Source organism: Sphingomonas antarctica (assembly GCF_965137005.1).
GTDB lineage: Bacteria > Pseudomonadota > Alphaproteobacteria > Sphingomonadales > Sphingomonadaceae > Sphingomonas_O > Sphingomonas_O antarctica.
In genome coordinates, this window is record NZ_CBCRXM010000001.1 from 352,887 (window position 1) to 370,695 (window position 17,809).

The window sequence follows — 17,809 nt, forward strand, 5'->3', positions numbered from 1 at the left end:
GGAGAGAGAAAATGTATAGTCACATGATGGTCGGTTCGAACGACATCGATAGGTCGAAGAAATTCTACGACGCCACATTCGAAGCCATGGGCGGCAAAGCCGGTATGAAGGACGACAAGGGTCGCCTGATGTACATGCACAATAACGCCATGTTTCTGGTCACTCCGCCGATCAACGGTGAGCCCGCTACGCATGGCAATGGCTCGACCATTGGCTTCGCCATGACCAAGGAACAGGCCGACGCCTGGCACGACGCAGGCGTCAAGGCCGGCGGCACCGCGATCGAGGATCCGCCGGGCGTGCGCGAGGGCGGCGGCATGAAGCTGTATCTTGCCTATCTCCGCGATCCCGACGGCAACAAGCTCTGCGCGCTTCAGCGAGTCTGATGGAAACAGTATCGGAGAATTGCGCCCACGGTGGCGTGCAGGGCGTCTATCGCCATGCCTCCGCCGCCACGGGCACGGACATGACCTTCTCGGTTTACGTTCCGCCCAAACCGAGCGGGGCAATTCTCTGGTATCTGTCGGGGCTGACCTGCACGCACGCGAATGTCACTGACAAGGGCGAGTTTCGCGCCGTGTGCGCTGAAACTGGGATTACCTTCGTCGCGCCGGACACGAGTCCGCGCGGGGAGGGCGTGCCCGACGATCCGGATGGGGCGTATGATTTCGGGCTGGGGGCGGGCTTTTATGTCGATGCGACCGAAGAACCGTTCGCGGCGAATTACCGCATGTGGTCCTATGTCACTGAAGAACTGCCCGCGCTGATTGCGGCCAATTTCGCGGTCGATGCGGCGCGGCAAGGGATCACCGGTCATTCGATGGGCGGGCATGGTGCGTTGACCATCGGGCTGACGCATTCCAGCCGCTATCGCTCGGTCAGCGCATTCGCGCCCATCGTCGCACCGTCACAGGTGCCGTGGGGACTAAAAGCGTTGGGCGGATATCTCGGCAACGACGAAGCGGCCTGGCGACTCCATGACGCCGTCGCGCTGATCGAGGATGGTGCGCGCCTGTCGGCAATTCTCGTCGATCAAGGTGCGGACGATCAATTCCTCGCCGGGCAACTACGTCCCGAACTTCTTGCAGAAGCCTGCGCCGATGCGGGGATCGACCTGACGCTGCGGATGCAGCCGGGTTACGACCACAGCTATTATTTCGTCTCCACCTTCATGGCCGACCACGTCCGTTGGCACGCCGAACGACTGGGTTAGACCCGCTCCATCGCGGCCAGCAGTTCGTCGATCGAGCAGGTCGCGATACCGGTAAAACTGTCCGCGACGCCGAACGGCAGCAACAGCTCGCGCCCACGCGCAATCGATCCGCAGCTATAAACGACGTTCGGCACATAGCCGTCGCGCTCTTTGGGACTTGGCTCCAGGATCGGCAGTGGCGTGCGCGCAATGACCTTTGACGGGTCGTCTTTGTCGAGCAAGGCTGCGCCGAGACAATAGTTACGCACCGTGCCGACGCCGTGGGTGATGACTAGCCAGCCCTCGTCGATTTCGATTGGCGGGCCGCAATTGCCGATCTGGACGAATTCCCACGAGTAATGCGGCACTAGTATCTTTTGCCCATCGTCCCAGTGAAACAGATCGTCGGAGGTTTGAAACCACAGATTTTCGCTGTCCTGCCGCCCCAGCATTGCAAATTTGCCTCCGATCCGCCGCGGGAACAGCGCCATGCCCTTGGCCTCCGCCATGGCCCCGGTCAGCGGGCGCATCGTCAAATTCCAGAAATCTTTAGTCGTGAGCAATTCGGACCGCGCGGTGCGCCCGTCATAGGCCGTATACGTGCCGTAATACGTGACCGCCCCGTCATCCTCCACGAAACGGCACAGCCGCATGTCCTCGATGCCCTGACGCTGGCTGGGCAGGGTCGGAAACAACACGGTCTCGGACAGATGCTCGCTCTGGCTGCAATCGAGCTCGACCACCGGATTGCCATCGGTCTGCTTGATGATCGGCGGGACGGCCGTCTGGCTGGCCTCATAAATCTCGATCGTGCCATCCGCATGCCAAACACCGGAACGCAGCGCGACCGACGAAACATGGCCTTCACCGATCCCGCGCAGCGACATGATGAACCGCGTGTCACCTTCGCCAATACCCGCCTGATGAGGGTGGATGACGGCGCTGGGATTGAACAGTGCCGCGGACTCGAATGAAAACTCCGCTGAGAAATAGGCGCCGATCAAGCGCTTTCGGTTCTCGTCGATTGCCACCGTACCTATGTCGCCAGACACATCGGCAAATCGGCGCAACAATAATGCATCGACACCACGGTGCCGCGCATCAATCGCCTCGAGCGTCCCACCCAGTTCGCGTTCGACACCGGCATCGTCGAGCGACAGGATGCGGTCGATGATGACTCGCCGGCGCGAATTTTCGCCGGTCGAATAGGCTTGCGGATATTCCGGATCGAACGGCCGCACCACCGTCCGCGATGGATCGGGCTTCAACATCACATCGCTGTGCTTCAGCAAATTGTCGTTCGACATGTATCCCCCGATCGATGGATGTTCGCCCCGAACGCATCATCCACACTTTCCGTCGCATCCTAAGCAAAGATCGGGCGTTGAGCGGCTGGACGTGCGTCACTGTCGGCGCGATGGGGGCTATGGCCGAAACGACTCCGGATGAAAGCTCCAGCATGACCGATACGAACATCCACGAAGACGGGTCGCCTGAACGACTCCAGATCGACACCATCCGCACACTGTCGATGGATGCGGTGCAGGCGGCGAATTCCGGGCATCCCGGAACACCGATGGCGCTCGCGCCGGTCGCGTGGACGATCTGGACCAAGCATTTGCGGTATGATCCGGCCAAACCCGACTGGCCCAATCGCGACCGTTTCGTACTGTCGGTCGGCCATGCGTCGATGCTGCTCTATTCGGTGCTGCACCTTGCCGGCGTGGTGGAGGTCGATGCGGACGGGAAAGAGACCGGCAAGCCCGCTATCTCGATCGACGACATCAAGGCGTTTCGTCAGCTGGATTCGAAAACGCCGGGGCATCCCGAATATCGTATGACCACGGGCGTCGAGACGACGACGGGTCCGCTGGGCCAGGGCTGCGGCAATTCGGTCGGCATGGCGATTGCGGAGCGCTCGCTCGCGGCGCGGTTCGGGCAAGATCTTTTCGATTACGACATCTACGTGCTGTGCGGCGACGGCGATATGATGGAGGGGATTTCGGCCGAAGCGGCATCGCTCGCCGGGCATCTCAAATTGTCGAACCTGTGCTGGCTTTACGACAGCAATCACATATCGATCGAAGGCTCGACCGACCTCGCATTCGACGAAGATGTCGGCAAGCGTTTCGAAGCCTATGGTTGGCAAGTCATCCACGTCGACGACGCCAACGACACCGACGCGATCGACGCGGCGATCGTCAAATTCAAGGCATGCAATGACAAGCCGACCTTCATCGTCGTTCATTCGGTCATCGGCTACGGTTCCCCCCGCGCCGGCAGCGAGAAAGCGCATGGCGAACCGCTCGGCGAGGAGAATATCCGCCTGACCAAACAGGCTTATGGCTGGCCTGAGGATCAGTCGTTCCTCGTCCCCGACGGTGTGATGGCGGGATTTCACGATGCTGTGTCTGCGCGCGGCAAACCGCTGCGCGAGGCATGGGAAGCCAAGTTCGCCGACCTGCGCGCAAAGGACGCGTCGCTTGCCGAAGCCTTCGACGGGATGCGTCAGGGCAAATTGCCCGCGGGTTGGGAAGCCGATTTGCCGAGCTTCGACGCCGATCCCAAGGGGCTGGCGACACGCGATTCGTCGGGCAAGGTTATCAACGCCATCGCCGCGAAATTGCCGATGCTGATCGGCGGCGCGGCGGACTTGTCACCCTCCACCAAGACCGACGTGAAGGGCGATAAAGCCGGATCGTTCGAAGCCGACAATTATGCCGGCCGCAACATGCATTTCGGCGTGCGCGAACACGCTATGGGCTCGGTCGCGAACGGCATGGCGCTCAGCTATCTGCGTTCGTACACTGCGACCTTCCTCGTGTTTCTCGATTACATGCGTCCGCCGGTGCGGCTCGCCGCGATCATGGAATTGCCGGTGGTGTTCGTCTTTACGCACGATTCGATCGGCGTGGGGGAGGACGGCCCTACCCACCAGCCTATCGAGCACCTCGCTACCTTACGCGCGGTGCCGGGGCTCGACACGATTCGCCCGGGCGATGCCAACGAGGTCGTCGAGGCGTGGCGCGTCGCGCTGACGCACACGCATGAACCGACCGCGTTGATCCTGTCGCGACAGGCAATGCCGACGCTGGACCGCACGAAATACAGTTCTGCCAAAGGGTTGGAACAGGGTGCCTACATCTTGTCCGATTGCGACGGTGAACCCGATGTCATCCTGATCGGCACCGGCAGCGAATTGTCGCTGGTCGTGGCGGCCGGTGAGAAACTCGCCGAAGAGGGCACGAAGGTCCGCATCGTCTCAATGCCCAGCTGGTATTTGTTCGAGAAACAGGACCGCGCTTATCGCGACAGCGTGTTCCCCCGCGCCGTGCGCGCGCGCGTCGCGGTGGAACAGGCGGGCGAACTCGGCTGGGACCGTTATGTCGGCCTCGACGGCGCCACAGTGATGATGTCGACCTTCGGTGCTTCTGCTCCGATCGCCAAATTGCAGGAAAAATTCGGCTTCACCGTGGACAATGTCTGCGCGGTCGCGAAACGCGTGATGGAGAATTCGAAGTGAGCAAACTCGCCGATCTCGCGGCCGCCGGACAGGCCGTGTGGCTCGACAATGTCGATCGCAATTTCCTCAAGGCGGGCGGGCTGCGCAAATTGATCGCCGAGGACGGTCTGACGGGGGTCACGTCGAACCCGGCGATTTTCGAGAAAGCGATCGGCAGCGGCGACGCCTACGACGCCGGATTGGGTGAGTTCCTGACCAAGGCGGATGCCAGCGTCGCCGACACGTTTGAAAGCCTGGCCATCGCGGATATCCGCGCGGCCTGCGATGATTTGCGGCCGGTCTATGACCGGCTGGAAGGCAAGGACGGCTATGTCAGTCTCGAAGTTTCGCCGTACCTCGCGCTCGAAACCGAAGCGTCGTTGTTCGAAGCGAAGAAGCTGTGGGCGGCGGTCGATCGTCCGAATTTGATGATCAAGATTCCCGGCACTGCACCGGGCACGCCGGCGATCCGCGATGCGATCGCCGCCGGGATCAACGTCAATGTAACTTTGCTCTTCTCGCTCCACGCCTACAAAGCCGTCGCGCATGCCTATCTCGAAGGGCTCGAAGCGCGCGCGGCCAGGGGTGAAGCCGTCACCGGCATCGCCAGCGTCGCCAGTTTCTTCGTCAGCCGTATCGACAGCGTGATCGACAAAAAGATCGACGAACGTATCGCAGCGGGGGACAAGGATGCATCCGATCTCAAAGCGTTGCGTGGCCAAGTTGCCATCGCCAATGCAAAGCTCGCCTATGCCTGGTATCAGGACTTGATCGCTTCGGATCGCTGGCAGAACCTAGCCGCCAAGGGCGTGATGCCGCAGCGGCTGTTATGGGCATCGACCGGGGTCAAGGACAAAGCGTATCCGGATACGCTTTACGCCGATGCGCTGATCGGTCCCGACACCGTCGATACGATTCCGCCCGCGACGATGGACGCGTTTCGCGACCACGGCACGGTCGGTCAGACCTTGACGGCTGAGGTCGACGCAGCGCGCCAGGTGATTGCCGACGCCGAACGCCTTGGCCTCGACCTGGCCGGCGTGACCGCGCAACTGGTGGTCGATGGCGTCAAGTCGTTCGCCGACGCCGCCGACACGCTTTACGGCGCGGTTGCGGCCAAGCGCGCGGCATTTCTCGGCAACAAGCTCGCCACGCTCGAGGCCCATTTGCCGGCGGACCTCCAGACCGCGGTCGATGCGCGGTTGAAGCAATCCACGGCCGATGCATGGAGCCGCCGCTTATGGGCGGGCGACGCCACGCTGTGGACCGGCAAGGACGAGGGCAAATGGCTCGGCTGGCTTGCCGCCGCCAGGGGCGAGCAGGTCGATCTCGCCGCGCTCGAGACGCTGGCCGACGAAGCGCGCAAATATCCCGATGTCGTGTTGCTCGGCATGGGTGGTTCGAGCCTCGGTCCCGAAGTGATCGGCTTGATCCTCGGCAGCGGTAGGGGCGCGCCCCGCCTCCATGTGCTCGATACCACCGATCCGGGGCAGATCGCCACGGTTGAGGGCGAGATCGATGCGAAGAATACGCTGTTCATCGTCTCGTCAAAGTCCGGCTCGACGCTCGAACCCGAATTGTTGCGGGCATATTGGTTTGACAAGGCCGGGCAGGACGGCACCCATTTCGTCGCGGTGACCGACCCCGGTTCCAACCTCGAAAAAACCGCAAAGTCCGATAGTTACGCGCATATCTTCCACGGCGATCCGAGCATCGGTGGGCGCTATTCGGTAATGTCGGTGTTCGGCATGGTTCCGGCGGCGGCGAGCGGCGTCGACGTTGCCGCCCTGATCGCCAACGCGCGAACGATGGCGACGTCGTGCGGACCAGACGCGCCGCCCGCCGCGAACCCCGGCATCCAGCTCGGCGCGATCCTAGGCGAGGCGCACAATGCCGGACGCAACAAGCTGACCATCGTGACGTCCGATGCGCTGAAGCCATTCGGATCGTGGCTCGAACAATTGACCGCGGAATCGACCGGCAAGCTGGGCAAGGGCATCGTCCCGATCGACCTCGAGCCGCTTGGTGATCCGGCCGATTACAGCGCCGACCGCATATTCGTACAATTCGGTGTCGCGGGCGATGCCGACCACGCCAAGCTTGCGGCACTGCAAGCTGCGGGCCACCCGGTGATCCGCGTCACGCTCACGGATCTCCCGCAGATCGCGCAGGAATTCGTCCGCTGGGAAGTCGCCATCGCGATCGCCGGCGCCGTGATCGGGATCGATCCGTTCGATCAGCCCGATGTCGAAGCCGCCAAGATCGAAACACGCGAGCTGGTCGATGCCTATGAGAAATCGGGCCAGCTCGATTTGCCCGCGGTCGGCGGTGAGCAGGGCGATCTCGTCGTCTACGATGGCGACGCCGCTGCTCTCGGCAAGCTGTTCGACGGTGCCGAATATGCCGGCGTCCTAGCGTACATCGAGCGTGACGCCGCGCATGAGGCCGCGATCGAGAAGATGCGCGTGGCCGTCCGCAACCGGACAAAACGCGCCACGGTTGCTGGGTTCGGTCCGCGCTTCCTCCATTCGACAGGGCAGGCCTATAAAGGCGGCCCCAAGGGTGCGGCGTTTCTGGTCATCACCCGCGAACCGTCGCACGACCTGACGATCCCCGATCGCCGCGCCAGCTTTGGCACGGTCGAACGGGCACAAGCGCTGGGCGACGCCAAGGTACTGACCGATCGCGGGCAACGCGTCCTGATCGTCCATTTGAAGCGTGAGGATGCGCTCAGCCAACTCGTCGATCTCGTCACCGCCGCCTGAACAGGAGAAATTTCGTGCAACTCGCAGTAATCGGCCTCGGCCGGATGGGCGCCAATATCGGGCGCCGCCTGATGCGCGGCGGCCACCAGATCGTCGGATTCGACCGCAACCAGCCTAATGTCGACGAGCTGGCGGGGGAGGGAGCAACCGGCGCGTCTTCGCTCGAAGACGTCGTCGCAAATCTGGCGTCGCCGAAGATCGTGTGGGTCATGCTGCCCGCCGGCGATCCGACCGAACAGACCATCCAGGCGCTGATCGGTTTGCTGTCCGACGGCGATATCATCATCGATGGCGGCAACAGCTTTTACCGCGACGACATCCGCCGGTCGAAGGACTGCGCGGCCAAGGGCATTCATTATGTTGATGTCGGGACATCGGGCGGCGTCTGGGGGCTCGAGCGCGGGTTCTGCATGATGATCGGTGCCAGCGACGACGCGTTCACCACGCTCGATCCGGTGTTCGATTGCCTGGCCCCCGGCTATGGCACCGTGACGCGGACCAAGGGCCGCAACCCCAACGATACCGCGCCCGAACGCGGTTACTTGCACGCGGGGCCTCCGGGCTCGGGCCACTTCGTCAAGATGGTCCACAACGGCATCGAATACGGCTTGATGCAGGCCTATGCCGAGGGCTTCGACGTCATGAAGTCGCGCAGCGGCAACAAATACGTGCCAGAGGATGAGCGGTTCGACCTCAATCTGACCGACATTGCCGAAGTGTGGCGGCGTGGATCGGTGATCTCGTCATGGCTGCTCGACTTGCAGGCAAGTGCGCTTGCCGGCGATCAGATGCTGGAAAAGTTCTCCGGCAAGGTCGCCGATTCGGGCGAGGGTCACTGGACGATCAACGCCGCGATGGAACAGGGCACGCCGGTCAATGTCCTCGCCGCATCGCTGTTCGCGCGGTATCGCAGCCGCACCGACGGCACTTTCGGCGACAAGCTGCTGTCCGCGATGCGCTTCGGCTTTGGCGGCCATGTCGAGATGCCGCAGTAAGTGACTGTCCGCCTGCTGGTTTCGGACATTGACGGCACGCTGGTGCGCAAGGACAAGTCCTTGCCCGACGCGAATATAGCGGCGATCCGCCAGATCGTTGCGGCGGGCTGCGCGGTCAGCCTGATCAGCGCGCGGCCGCCATCGGGGATCCTGCCCATCGCCCAGGCACTGGGGCTGCCGGGACCGTTCGCGGCATTCAACGGCGGCACTGTGTTCGATGTGGATGGCGGCATTCGCGCGGCACACCGCCTGTCGCCGCGCATTGCAGGCGACATGGCGGTGCTGTTCGCGCGGCACGATGTGATCCGCTGGCTTTATGCTGACGGCCAATGGCTGACGAATGCGCTGGACGAGGTCCATACGCTGCGCGAAGTCATCGCCGCGGGCATCGACCCGATCGTGACCGAGCGCTGGGGCGATGCGCTCGAGCGCGCCGACAAAATGGTGGCGGTCAGCGATGACGACGCGCTGCTGACCAGGGTCGAGGGCGCGGCGCGCGAACTAGCCGGCGGCGACGCGACGATCGCGCGGTCGCAACCCTATTATCTCGATATTACCGCCAGGGCCGCGAATAAGGGCGACGGGCTTGCCGAACTCGCGCGCATTGCAGACGTGCCCCTCACGGAGGTCGCGGTGATGGGCGATGCGGACAACGACTTGCGGATGTTCGCAAGCGCGGGCCTGTCGGTCGCCATGGGGCAGTCGCACGATCGTGTGAAATCGGCGGCGACCTTCGCGACCGATGCGATCATGGACGATGCGGCGGTCGCGGAGGCGATCGAACGCTTCATCCTGCCGCGCGTCAACAACGAGGTCTAACCTTATGAAAAAACTTGTGGCATTCGACCTCGACGGAACCTTGGCGGCGAGCAAGCAGCCGATCGATGCGGACATGGCCGCATTGCTCGCCGGTTTGCTCAGGGTTGTCGATGTGACCGTGATTTCGGGCGGTGACTGGCCGCAATTCGAGAAACAGGTCGTCGGCCAAATGCCCAAGGACGCCGATTTTTCGCGGCTGTGGATCATGCCGACGACGGGTGCCAAGCTCTATCGCCCCGATGCGCAGGGCGCGTGGCAGCCGGTCTACGCCGACGATTTCAGCGATACGGAGCGCAAGCAGATCCTCGACGCGCTTGACAGCGCAGTCGAAACCACCGGCCTGAAGGAAGCCAAGACTTGGGGTGATCAGATCGAGGATCGCGGCACTCAAATCACCTTCTCGGGTCTCGGTCAGGAAGCGCCGCTCGACGCCAAGACGGCATGGGACCCCGATTTCGCCAAGCGCAAGAAACTGCAGGCGGCGTTGAAGCCGCTGCTGCCGGGCCTGTCGGTCAATGTCGGCGGATCGACGTCGATCGACATTACGCGAGAGGGCGTCGACAAGGGCTGGGGGCTCAACCGCCTCGCCAGCGAAAGCGGGTTCACGCTCGACGAAATGATCTTCCTCGGCGACGCCATCTATCCCGGCGGCAACGATTATCCGGCGCAGCAAGCAGGCGTCGCGTCGATCAAGGTGCGCGATCCCGCCGACACCGCAACCGCGGTGCGCGCCATCACATTGGCTTTAGGTTAAGGTCCGGCACTGTCCTAACGCTGGCGTTTCGCGCGCGCACAAGCGACAAGGGCGGCGATGGCGCTCGATCCTACCGCAACCGCATTTTCCGATACTTTGGTGGTGCTCGGCGCCGCTGGGCTGGTCATTCCGGCCTTCTCGCGGCTGCGCGTCACGCCGGTGATCGGTTTCATTCTCGTCGGCATTCTCGTCGGGCCGCATGGTCTGGGCAGCTTCGTCGATCGCTGGCCGTGGCTGTTCCATGTCTCGATCACCGATCCGCATTCGCTCGAGCCATTTGCCGAGCTCGGCATCATCCTGTTGCTGTTCAGCATCGGGCTCGAACTGTCGTTCGCGCGACTATGGGGGATGCGCCGCGCGCTGTTCGGCTTTGGAGCATCCGAACTGTTTGGATCGGCGTTGTTGATCGCCCTCGCGTTTCTGGCGCTGGGCAACACGATCAATGCCTCGCTGGGCCTCGGTCTTGCGCTGGCTCTATCGTCGACCGCCCTGGTGTTGCCGATCGCCGGGACCGCCAGCGCGGTTGGCCGGCTCGCGTTGGCGATGCTGTTGTTCGAGGACCTTGCGCTGGTGCCGATCATCTTTGTGCTTGGCGTGCTTGGCCCCGGGGGCAGCGACTCGGCGGTGCTGATCCGCACGATTGTCGGCGGTATTGCCGTTATCGCCGCGATGTTCCTCGCCGGACGGTTCGTGCTGCCGAAACTGTTCGGTCAGGCCGCGCGTACCAAAAGTCCCGAACTGTTCCTTGCCGCCAGCTTGCTCGTGGTGATTCTGGCCAGCGTCGCAACGCTGTCGGTGGGCCTGTCGCCGATCGTCGGCGCACTGGTCGCCGGACTGCTGATCGCCGAAACCGATTATGCGGGCGAAGTCGAAACGGTGGTCGCACCTTTTAAGGGACTGGCGCTCGGCGTGTTCCTGATCACGGTCGGCATGAGTGTCGATCTTCGCGCGTTGCTCGACGACTGGAGGATCACGCTCGGCGCGATCGCTGCGGTCGTCGCGATCAAGGCGGGCGTAACCTTCGGCCTGTTGCGGCTGGGCGGCGTTCGCACTGGCACCGCGGCGGAAACGGGGCTGCTGATGGCGAGCCCATCGGAGACCACGCTGATCGTGCTCGCCACCGCGACACAGGCGGCACTGATCCGGCCTGACGCGGCGGCATTCTGGCAGGTGGTGACCGCCATCGGGCTGACGATCACGCCGCTTCTCGCGACACTCGGCAACCGCCTGTCCCACCAGATCGACAAGGGCGCGACCGACGACACCGGCGAGGATCCGGCGCACCGCACCATCATCGTCGGCTATGGCCGCGTCGGGCGGTTGATCGGCGAAATGCTCGACGCGCATGACAAGCAATGGCTGGCCATCGAAGCAGACCCCGAGATTGTCTTCGGCGCCGGCAAGAACGTCCGCTTTGGCGACGTGGCGCGGGCTGGCATACTCGATCGGTTTGCACTCGACCGGGCGGAAGCTTTGGTGCTGACGATGGACGATCCGGCGCAGGCGGCGAAGCTGACCCGCCGAATCCGGGCGTCGCACCCCGATCTGACGATCGTCGCGCGCGCGCGCGATCCGCGTCATGCGGCCGTGCTGTACAAGGCCGGCGCGACCGATGCGGTTCCCGAAACGCTCGAAAGCTCGCTGCAATTGTCTGAAGCGGTGTTGGTCGATCTCGGCGTCGCAATGGGGCCGGTGATTGCGTCGATCCATGAAAAGCGCGACGAATATCGCGCGTTCATCAAGGCCGAGGGCGAGATGGCCGTGGCCCCGCGCCTGAAACTGCGGACTTAGCTGCGGGGGGCGTAGGACCCCATAACGCGGCCATGTCGCGACCGATCGAGGCTTGCGGATCGGACGGCGGAGTCATGTGTTCGGCTACCTCTCGCGCTGCGATCGATCGCTTGGTGATGGCAAATGCGGCGGCAAGCGGCACACCGGGGCGGATGGCGTCTTCGAGCAGAGCATGGCCGAAGAAGGTGATCTTGCTCTCCAGATCGCAACCGAACGACGTCCGGTTGGCGCGCGCCGCCGCCATGACGATCGTCGTGTTGCTGGCAAGGGCAGGGATCCAGCTTCCCGCGAAACACGCGGAAATGATGACGACGCGGCGCTTGATGCCGGCGCGGTCGAGCATCTCCGCCAATCCTGCCGCATCGACCGCAGGGAGCGGCAACGGCCCGGGCAAATCGGTCTGGAGCGCAGCGTCGGGCGACCCATGCGCCGCCAGATAAATCACCAGCAAATCCTGCGTGGGATCGAGGATCTGCGCGACGCCACGGATTGCGGCGGCGACATTCACCGGCGTGGCGAGCGGCACATCGGCGTCGGGGACGCGGTTGGACAGGACCAACGCATGGTCGCTCTCGCCGAAATAGGTCGACAACACGTCGCGCGCGACTTTGGCCTCATGGTCGAACAGCGGCTGTGCGCCGCCGGCCGCCACGGTGATGACATAGACGTCGCGTCGTGCCGGATCCTGCGGCTTCAATCGCGCCAGTGCCGCGGCGACGCGCGCGGGCTGGGCGTCCCAGAATGTCGGCTTGGGCGGATCGGGCCGCAGCTTCCATTCGGACACATAGGCCGGACCGACCTGCGCGACCGCGCCGGTGGAGAGAAACAGCGCGAAGAGCGCCGCCAGCCTCAAGCCGCGACGGGCTCCCGCGCCAACGCCGCACGAATGGCGTCGAGCGCGCCCTTGGCCTTGTCCCCATCGGGGCCACCGCCCTGCGCCATGTCGGGTCGCCCGCCGCCGCCTTGCCCGCCGAGCACCGCGACGCCTGCGCGGACGAGATCGACCGCGCTGATTTGGCCCGCTAGATCCTCGGTCACGCCGACCGCGAGCGTGGCGCGCCCATCGACACTGGTGACGATCGCTGCGACGCCCGAGCCGAGCCGCGTCTTGGCTTCATCGACCAAACCGCGCAGCCCCTTGCTGTCGAACCCGTCGAGCGCCTGTCCCTCGAATTTATAGGCTCCGACCTGTTCGGCTTGCGCCGCCGCCGCGGGTCCGCCGCCGCCAAGCGCCAAAGCCTTTTTCGCCTCGGCCAGTTGTCGTTCGAGCGCACGATTGGCCTCGACCAGCGCCATGACGCGCGCCGGTACGTCGTCGGGCGTCGCCTTGAGCGTCGCCGCCGCGCTGCGCAGCGCCATATCCCGCGTATTGAGCCATTGCCGCGCGGCTTCGCCCGTCAAGGCCTCGATGCGCCGCACACCCGAAGACACCGCGCTTTCGCCGATGATCTTGAACAAGGCGATATCGCCCAACGCGCTGACGTGCGTCCCACCGCACAGCTCGACCGAATAGTCGGCGTCGTCCATCCGGCCCATGTTGAGCACGCGCACCTCGTCGCCATATTTCTCGCCGAACAGCGCCAATGCACCCGCCGCGACGGCATCGTCGGGCGTCATCAGTCGCGTGCCGACGGCGGCATTTTCGCGGATGCGCGCATTCACTTCGGCCTCGACCGCCGCGATATCCTCGGCCGACAGGGCCGACGGATGCGAATAGTCGAAACGCAGCCGGTCGGGTGCAACCAGGCTGCCCTTTTGCGTGACGTGCCCGCCCAACCGATGGCGGAGCGCGGCATGCAGCAAGTGGGTCGCCGAATGATTGGCGCGCAGGCGTGTGCGACGATCGACGTCGATTGCCAATTGGACGACATCGCCGACACCGACGCTTCCCGCCTCGATCGTCGCTTGATGCGCGTGCAGCCGCCCGAGCGGCTTGGCGGTGTCCGACACCGCCGCGCGCAGGCCGCCGAGCGAGGTGATTGTCCCCGCATCGCCCATCTGTCCGCCACTTTCGCCGTAAAACGGGGTCTGGTTAACGACGATCTGCACATTACCACTGCCGACACGACCGATCTGCTCGACGCCATCGACCAGCACCGCGACGACTTCGCCTTCACCCTTGTCGGACGAATAACCGGTGAACTCGGTCGATCCGACGCGCTCGGCAATGTCGTACCACACGTCGTCAGAAGCCTTGGCGCCCGAGCCTTTCCACGCCGCGCGGGCGGCGGCCTTTTGCTGGGCCATCGCCGCATCGAACCCGGCGCGGTCGACCGCAATACCGCGCGGGCGCAGCGCATCCTCGGTCAGGTCGTAGGGGAAGCCGAACGTATCGTAGAGCTTGAACGCGGTCTCGCCTTCGAGCGTGCCGCCTTCGCTCAGCGGCGCGCTGGCTTCATCCAGCAACTTAAGACCGTTGACCAACGTCTTGCGAAAACGCGTTTCTTCTTGGAGCAGCGTTGCTTCGATCAACGGCCGCGCGCGGACCAGTTCGGGGAAAGCGCCGCCCATTTCGGCGACCAACGACGGCACCAGCCGGTGCATCAGCGGGTCCTTGCTGCCCAGCAACTGCGCGTGGCGCATCGCGCGACGCATGATCCGGCGCAGGACATAACCGCGCCCCTCATTGGCCGGCAGCACGCCATCGGCGACGAGGAAGCCCGACGTCCGCAGATGGTCGGCGATGACCCGATGGCTCGCCTGACTGCCGCCGGTCGTCGCCGTGCCGGTCAGCGCGCCACTTTCGGCGATCAGCGCCTTGAAGGTGTCGGTGTCGTAATTGTCGGTGACGCCCTGCATCACCGCGGCGATGCGCTCCAGTCCCATGCCGGTGTCGATCGACGGCTTAGGCAAATCGCCGACGCGGACGTCGTTTTCCTGCAGATATTGCATGAACACGAGGTTCCAGATCTCGACGAACCGATCGCCATCTTCGTTGGGCGATCCCGGAGGACCACCGGGGATATGGTCGCCGTGATCGTAGAAGATTTCCGAACACGGCCCGCACGGACCATCGGGTCCCATCGCCCAGAAATTATCCTTGGTGGCGATGCGGATAATGCGCTCTTCGGGCAGACCAGCGATCTTTTTCCACAGCTCGAACGCCTCGTCATCGGTATGATAAACGGTGGCGGTGAGACGCTTCCAATCGAGCCCCCATTCCTTGGTCAGCAGCGTCCAGGCGTGCGTGATCGCCTGATCCTTGAAATAATCGCCGAACGAGAAATTCCCGAGCATTTCGAAGAACGTATGGTGCCGTGCGGTATAGCCGACATTGTCGAGATCGTTGTGCTTGCCGCCCGCGCGGACGCATTTCTGGCTGCTCGTCGCGGTCGAATAGGGCCGCGTTTCGAGGCCGGTGAACACGTTCTTGAACGGCACCATGCCGGCATTGACGAACATCAGCGTCGGGTCGTTGTGCGGGATCAGCGGCGCGGACGGGACACGCGCATGTCCGGCGCTCTCGAAATAATCGAGGAAGGAGCGGCGGATGTCGTTGGTCGAGGTCATGATGCCGATGTAGGACAGAGCGGCGCGGCGCTCAACCGGAGGACGTCGCGTCCGCTCGCGCCACCTTGGCCACCGCGTCCAGCACACCGTTGACGAAGGCCTTCTCACCCATGTTGTAGAAGGCGTCGGCGACATCGAGGTAACCGCCGATGACCTGGCCGACCTCGATATCGGGACGCGCGATCAACTCGTAAGTGCCTGCGCGCAGGATCGCCTTGATCGCCCTGTCCAGACGGTCGAAGGCCCATTCGGGCGGCAATTGCGCCGTGATCGCCGCATCGACTTCGGCCTCGCGCGCAATCACGCCTTTGACGACATCGTCGAAAAACTCGACCTCGGCCTCGTTATATTTGGCGTCGCCGATGGTCGCGCCGAGGCGATGCTGATGGAATTCGTGAAGCAGCTTTGCTTCGGGCGTGGCCTCCATGTCGCGTTGATACAGTGCCTGCACCGCGGCGAGACGCGCGGCTGCACGGCGGGCGGTCGCCTTGTGGGCGCGGGCGCGAGATTGGGTCCGGCTCACAGGCGGATCGCGACCGAACGCGCGTGGGCGGGCAAGCCTTCCGCGTTCGCCAGCGCGATCGCGGCGGGGCCAAGCGCGGGCAGGGCGCTGGCGGGGCAGGAAATAAAACTCGTACGCTTCATGAAATCGGTCACGGACAATCCTGATGAGAAACGGGCGCGCCGCCCGGTGGGCAGCACATGATTGGGGCCGGCGAGATAATCGCCCATCGCTTCGGGGGTATGACGCCCCAGGAACACCGAGCCGGCATGCCGCACCCGGGCGAAAAATGAATCGGGATCGGCGACCGCCAGTTCAAGGTGTTCGGGCGCGAGGCGATCGATCAGGGCAGGGGCATCACCGAGGCGTTCGAGCAGGATGATCGCACCATGCGCGTCCCAGCTTTGCCGTGCGGCATCGCCCAGATCGGCGAGTTGGGCTTCGACCGCCGCAGCCACCCGGTCGGCAAAACCGGCATCGTTGGTCATCAGAATCGACTGGCTGGTCGGGTCATGCTCGGCCTGGCTGAGCAGATCGGCGGCGATCCAGGCGGGATCGTTGGCGGCATCGGCGACGACGAGGATTTCGCTCGGGCCCGCGACCATGTCGATGCCGACGCGGCCGTAGAGTTGGCGCTTGGCCTCGGCGACCCAGGCATTGCCGGGGCCGGTGATCACATCGACCGGCGCAATGGTGGCGGTGCCGTAAGCCAGCGCCGCCACAGCCTGCGCGCCGCCGATGCGCCACACTTCGTCGACGCCAGCGAGAGCGGCGGCGGCGAGTACCAGCGGATTCGCTTCGCCACCCGGCGTCGGCGTGACCATCACCAGCCGATCGACGCCCGCAACCTTGGCAGGGATGGCGTTCATCAGGACGGAGGACGGGTAGGCCGCCCGCCCGCCGGGCACGTAAATGCCTGCCGCCTCGACCGCGCCCCAGCGTGCGCCAAGGCGAACGCCGAGCGTGTCGGTGACGTCCTTATCGACGGGTCGCTGGCCCTCGTGAAACGAAGTGATGCGCTGAGCCGCGAGTTCGAGCGCTCCACGCAATTCGGGATCGAGTCCGTCCAGCGCAGCCTGACAATCGCTGGCGGCAATGCGCCAATCGAGCGCGTGTCCGTCAAATTTTTCGGTCAGCTCCGCTACCGCGACATCGCCCTCATCGCGCACCCGTGCCAAGATCCCAGCCACATCGCGCGACACATCCTCATCGGTGTCACGACGCGCCTCGACCAATCGCGTAAATTCGGCGGCAAAGGTGTCTGCGGTGGCATCAAGGCGGATCATGCGACGGCGCCCCGAAATGCTTCGACCAGCGCCGCAACCTCAGGTCGCGTCTTGAACGCGGGCCGGTTCACAATCAGGCGTGCCGACACCTCGGCGATGACCTCGACCTCGATCAGGCCATTGTCCTTTAGCGTCCGCCCGGTCGACACCAGATCGACGATCCGGTCCGCCAGCCCCAGCGTCGGCGCCAACTCCATCGCCCCGTTCAGCTTGACGCATTCGGCGCTCACCCCGCGCGCCTCGAAATGGCGGCGGGTCAGATTGGGATATTTCGTCGCGATGCGGACATGGCTCCACTGCGTGGGGTCGTCGTCGCGCGCGAGCCCGGCGGGTTCGGCGATGCTGACGCGGCAATGGCCGATGTCCAGATCGACCGGGGCGTAAAGCTCGGCATAGGCAAATTCGGCGATGACGTCGGACCCGACGATACCGAGATGCGCCGCGCCGTGCGCTACGAAGGTCGCCACGTCGAATGCCCGCACGCGGATCAATTCCAGCCCGTCGCGGTCGGTCCTGAAACGCAGACGGCGATCGTTCTCGTCGCCAAAGCCCGCTTCGGGCACAATCCCCGCGCGCGCCATCAACGGCAGCGCATCGGCGAGGATGCGCCCCTTGGGGACGGCCAGGATTAGCGGCTGCGGCATGCGCGGTGCCCCTAACCGCGCGTCCGCCCGGGGGCAACCAAGGGCATAG

14 protein-coding genes are annotated in these 17,809 nt (G+C 64.2%); 8 read left to right on the forward strand and 6 right to left on the reverse strand.

Annotation, left to right across the window (positions count from 1 at the left end):
* Nucleotides 1-11: 11 nt before the first annotated feature.
* Nucleotides 12-386 (forward strand): VOC family protein, encoded by a 375-nt coding sequence (locus ACM9ME_RS01780; protein WP_415641688.1) that lies wholly within the window; start codon nucleotides 12-14, stop codon nucleotides 384-386.
* On the forward strand, nucleotides 386-1,213 hold the full coding sequence (gene fghA, locus ACM9ME_RS01785) for an S-formylglutathione hydrolase (RefSeq protein WP_415641689.1): 828 nt from the start codon (nucleotides 386-388) through the stop codon (nucleotides 1,211-1,213). Before ACM9ME_RS01780 ends, fghA begins: the two co-directional genes overlap by 1 nt.
* On the opposite strand, the gene ACM9ME_RS01790 is transcribed toward fghA, so the two are convergent.
* On the reverse strand, nucleotides 1,210-2,499 hold the full coding sequence (locus ACM9ME_RS01790; protein WP_415641690.1) for a glycoside hydrolase family 130 protein: 1,290 nt from the start codon (nucleotides 2,497-2,499) through the stop codon (nucleotides 1,210-1,212). The genes fghA and ACM9ME_RS01790 overlap by 4 nt on opposite strands.
* A gap of 152 nt (nucleotides 2,500-2,651) precedes the next feature.
* On the opposite strand from ACM9ME_RS01790, the gene tkt reads away from it, so the two are divergent.
* From tkt to ACM9ME_RS01820, 6 genes are read left to right on the forward strand one after another with little or no spacing between them, the layout of a single operon-like run.
* Entirely contained in the window at nucleotides 2,652-4,715 is a 2,064-nt protein-coding gene (tkt, locus tag ACM9ME_RS01795; RefSeq protein ID WP_415641691.1) for a transketolase, read from the forward strand.
* A complete protein-coding gene (locus tag ACM9ME_RS01800) occupies nucleotides 4,712-7,459 on the forward strand; it encodes a bifunctional transaldolase/phosoglucose isomerase (RefSeq protein WP_415641692.1) in 2,748 nt (915 codons plus the stop codon). Before tkt ends, ACM9ME_RS01800 begins: the two co-directional genes overlap by 4 nt.
* 14 nt (nucleotides 7,460-7,473) lie before the next feature.
* On the forward strand, nucleotides 7,474-8,454 hold the full coding sequence (gene gnd, locus ACM9ME_RS01805) for a phosphogluconate dehydrogenase (NAD(+)-dependent, decarboxylating) (protein ID WP_415641693.1): 981 nt from the start codon (nucleotides 7,474-7,476) through the stop codon (nucleotides 8,452-8,454).
* Nucleotides 8,455-9,273, forward strand: a complete 819-nt coding sequence (locus ACM9ME_RS01810) for a Cof-type HAD-IIB family hydrolase (protein ID WP_415641694.1) — start codon at nucleotides 8,455-8,457, stop codon at nucleotides 9,271-9,273. It abuts the gene before it with no gap.
* A 4-nt stretch (nucleotides 9,274-9,277) separates the two neighbouring features.
* Entirely contained in the window at nucleotides 9,278-10,027 is a 750-nt protein-coding gene (locus ACM9ME_RS01815; RefSeq protein ID WP_415641695.1) for an HAD-IIB family hydrolase, read from the forward strand.
* 57 nt (nucleotides 10,028-10,084) lie between these two features.
* The gene (locus ACM9ME_RS01820; protein WP_415641696.1) at nucleotides 10,085-11,818 is read left to right on the forward strand and encodes a cation:proton antiporter domain-containing protein; all 1,734 of its coding nucleotides are present in this window, start codon (nucleotides 10,085-10,087) and stop codon (nucleotides 11,816-11,818) included.
* Here the strand turns inward: ACM9ME_RS01820 and ACM9ME_RS01825 are convergent.
* From ACM9ME_RS01825 to hisG, 5 genes are read right to left on the reverse strand one after another with little or no spacing between them, the layout of a single operon-like run.
* Complete coding sequence (locus ACM9ME_RS01825) at nucleotides 11,766-12,671, reverse strand: C13 family peptidase (RefSeq protein WP_415641697.1); 906 nt, start codon at nucleotides 12,669-12,671, stop codon at nucleotides 11,766-11,768. The genes ACM9ME_RS01820 and ACM9ME_RS01825 overlap by 53 nt on opposite strands.
* The gene (alaS, locus tag ACM9ME_RS01830; RefSeq protein ID WP_415641698.1) at nucleotides 12,668-15,328 is read right to left on the reverse strand and encodes an alanine--tRNA ligase; all 2,661 of its coding nucleotides are present in this window, start codon (nucleotides 15,326-15,328) and stop codon (nucleotides 12,668-12,670) included. The genes ACM9ME_RS01825 and alaS overlap by 4 nt, the downstream gene beginning before the upstream one ends.
* 31 nt (nucleotides 15,329-15,359) lie before the next feature.
* Nucleotides 15,360-15,851, reverse strand: a complete 492-nt coding sequence (gene nusB, locus ACM9ME_RS01835) for a transcription antitermination factor NusB (protein ID WP_415641699.1) — start codon at nucleotides 15,849-15,851, stop codon at nucleotides 15,360-15,362.
* Entirely contained in the window at nucleotides 15,848-17,116 is a 1,269-nt protein-coding gene (gene hisD, locus ACM9ME_RS01840) for a histidinol dehydrogenase (protein ID WP_415641700.1), read from the reverse strand. The genes nusB and hisD overlap by 4 nt, the downstream gene beginning before the upstream one ends.
* On the reverse strand, nucleotides 17,113-17,760 hold the full coding sequence (hisG, locus tag ACM9ME_RS01845) for an ATP phosphoribosyltransferase (RefSeq protein WP_415641701.1): 648 nt from the start codon (nucleotides 17,758-17,760) through the stop codon (nucleotides 17,113-17,115). The genes hisD and hisG overlap by 4 nt, the downstream gene beginning before the upstream one ends.
* Nucleotides 17,761-17,809: the final 49 nt, after the last annotated feature.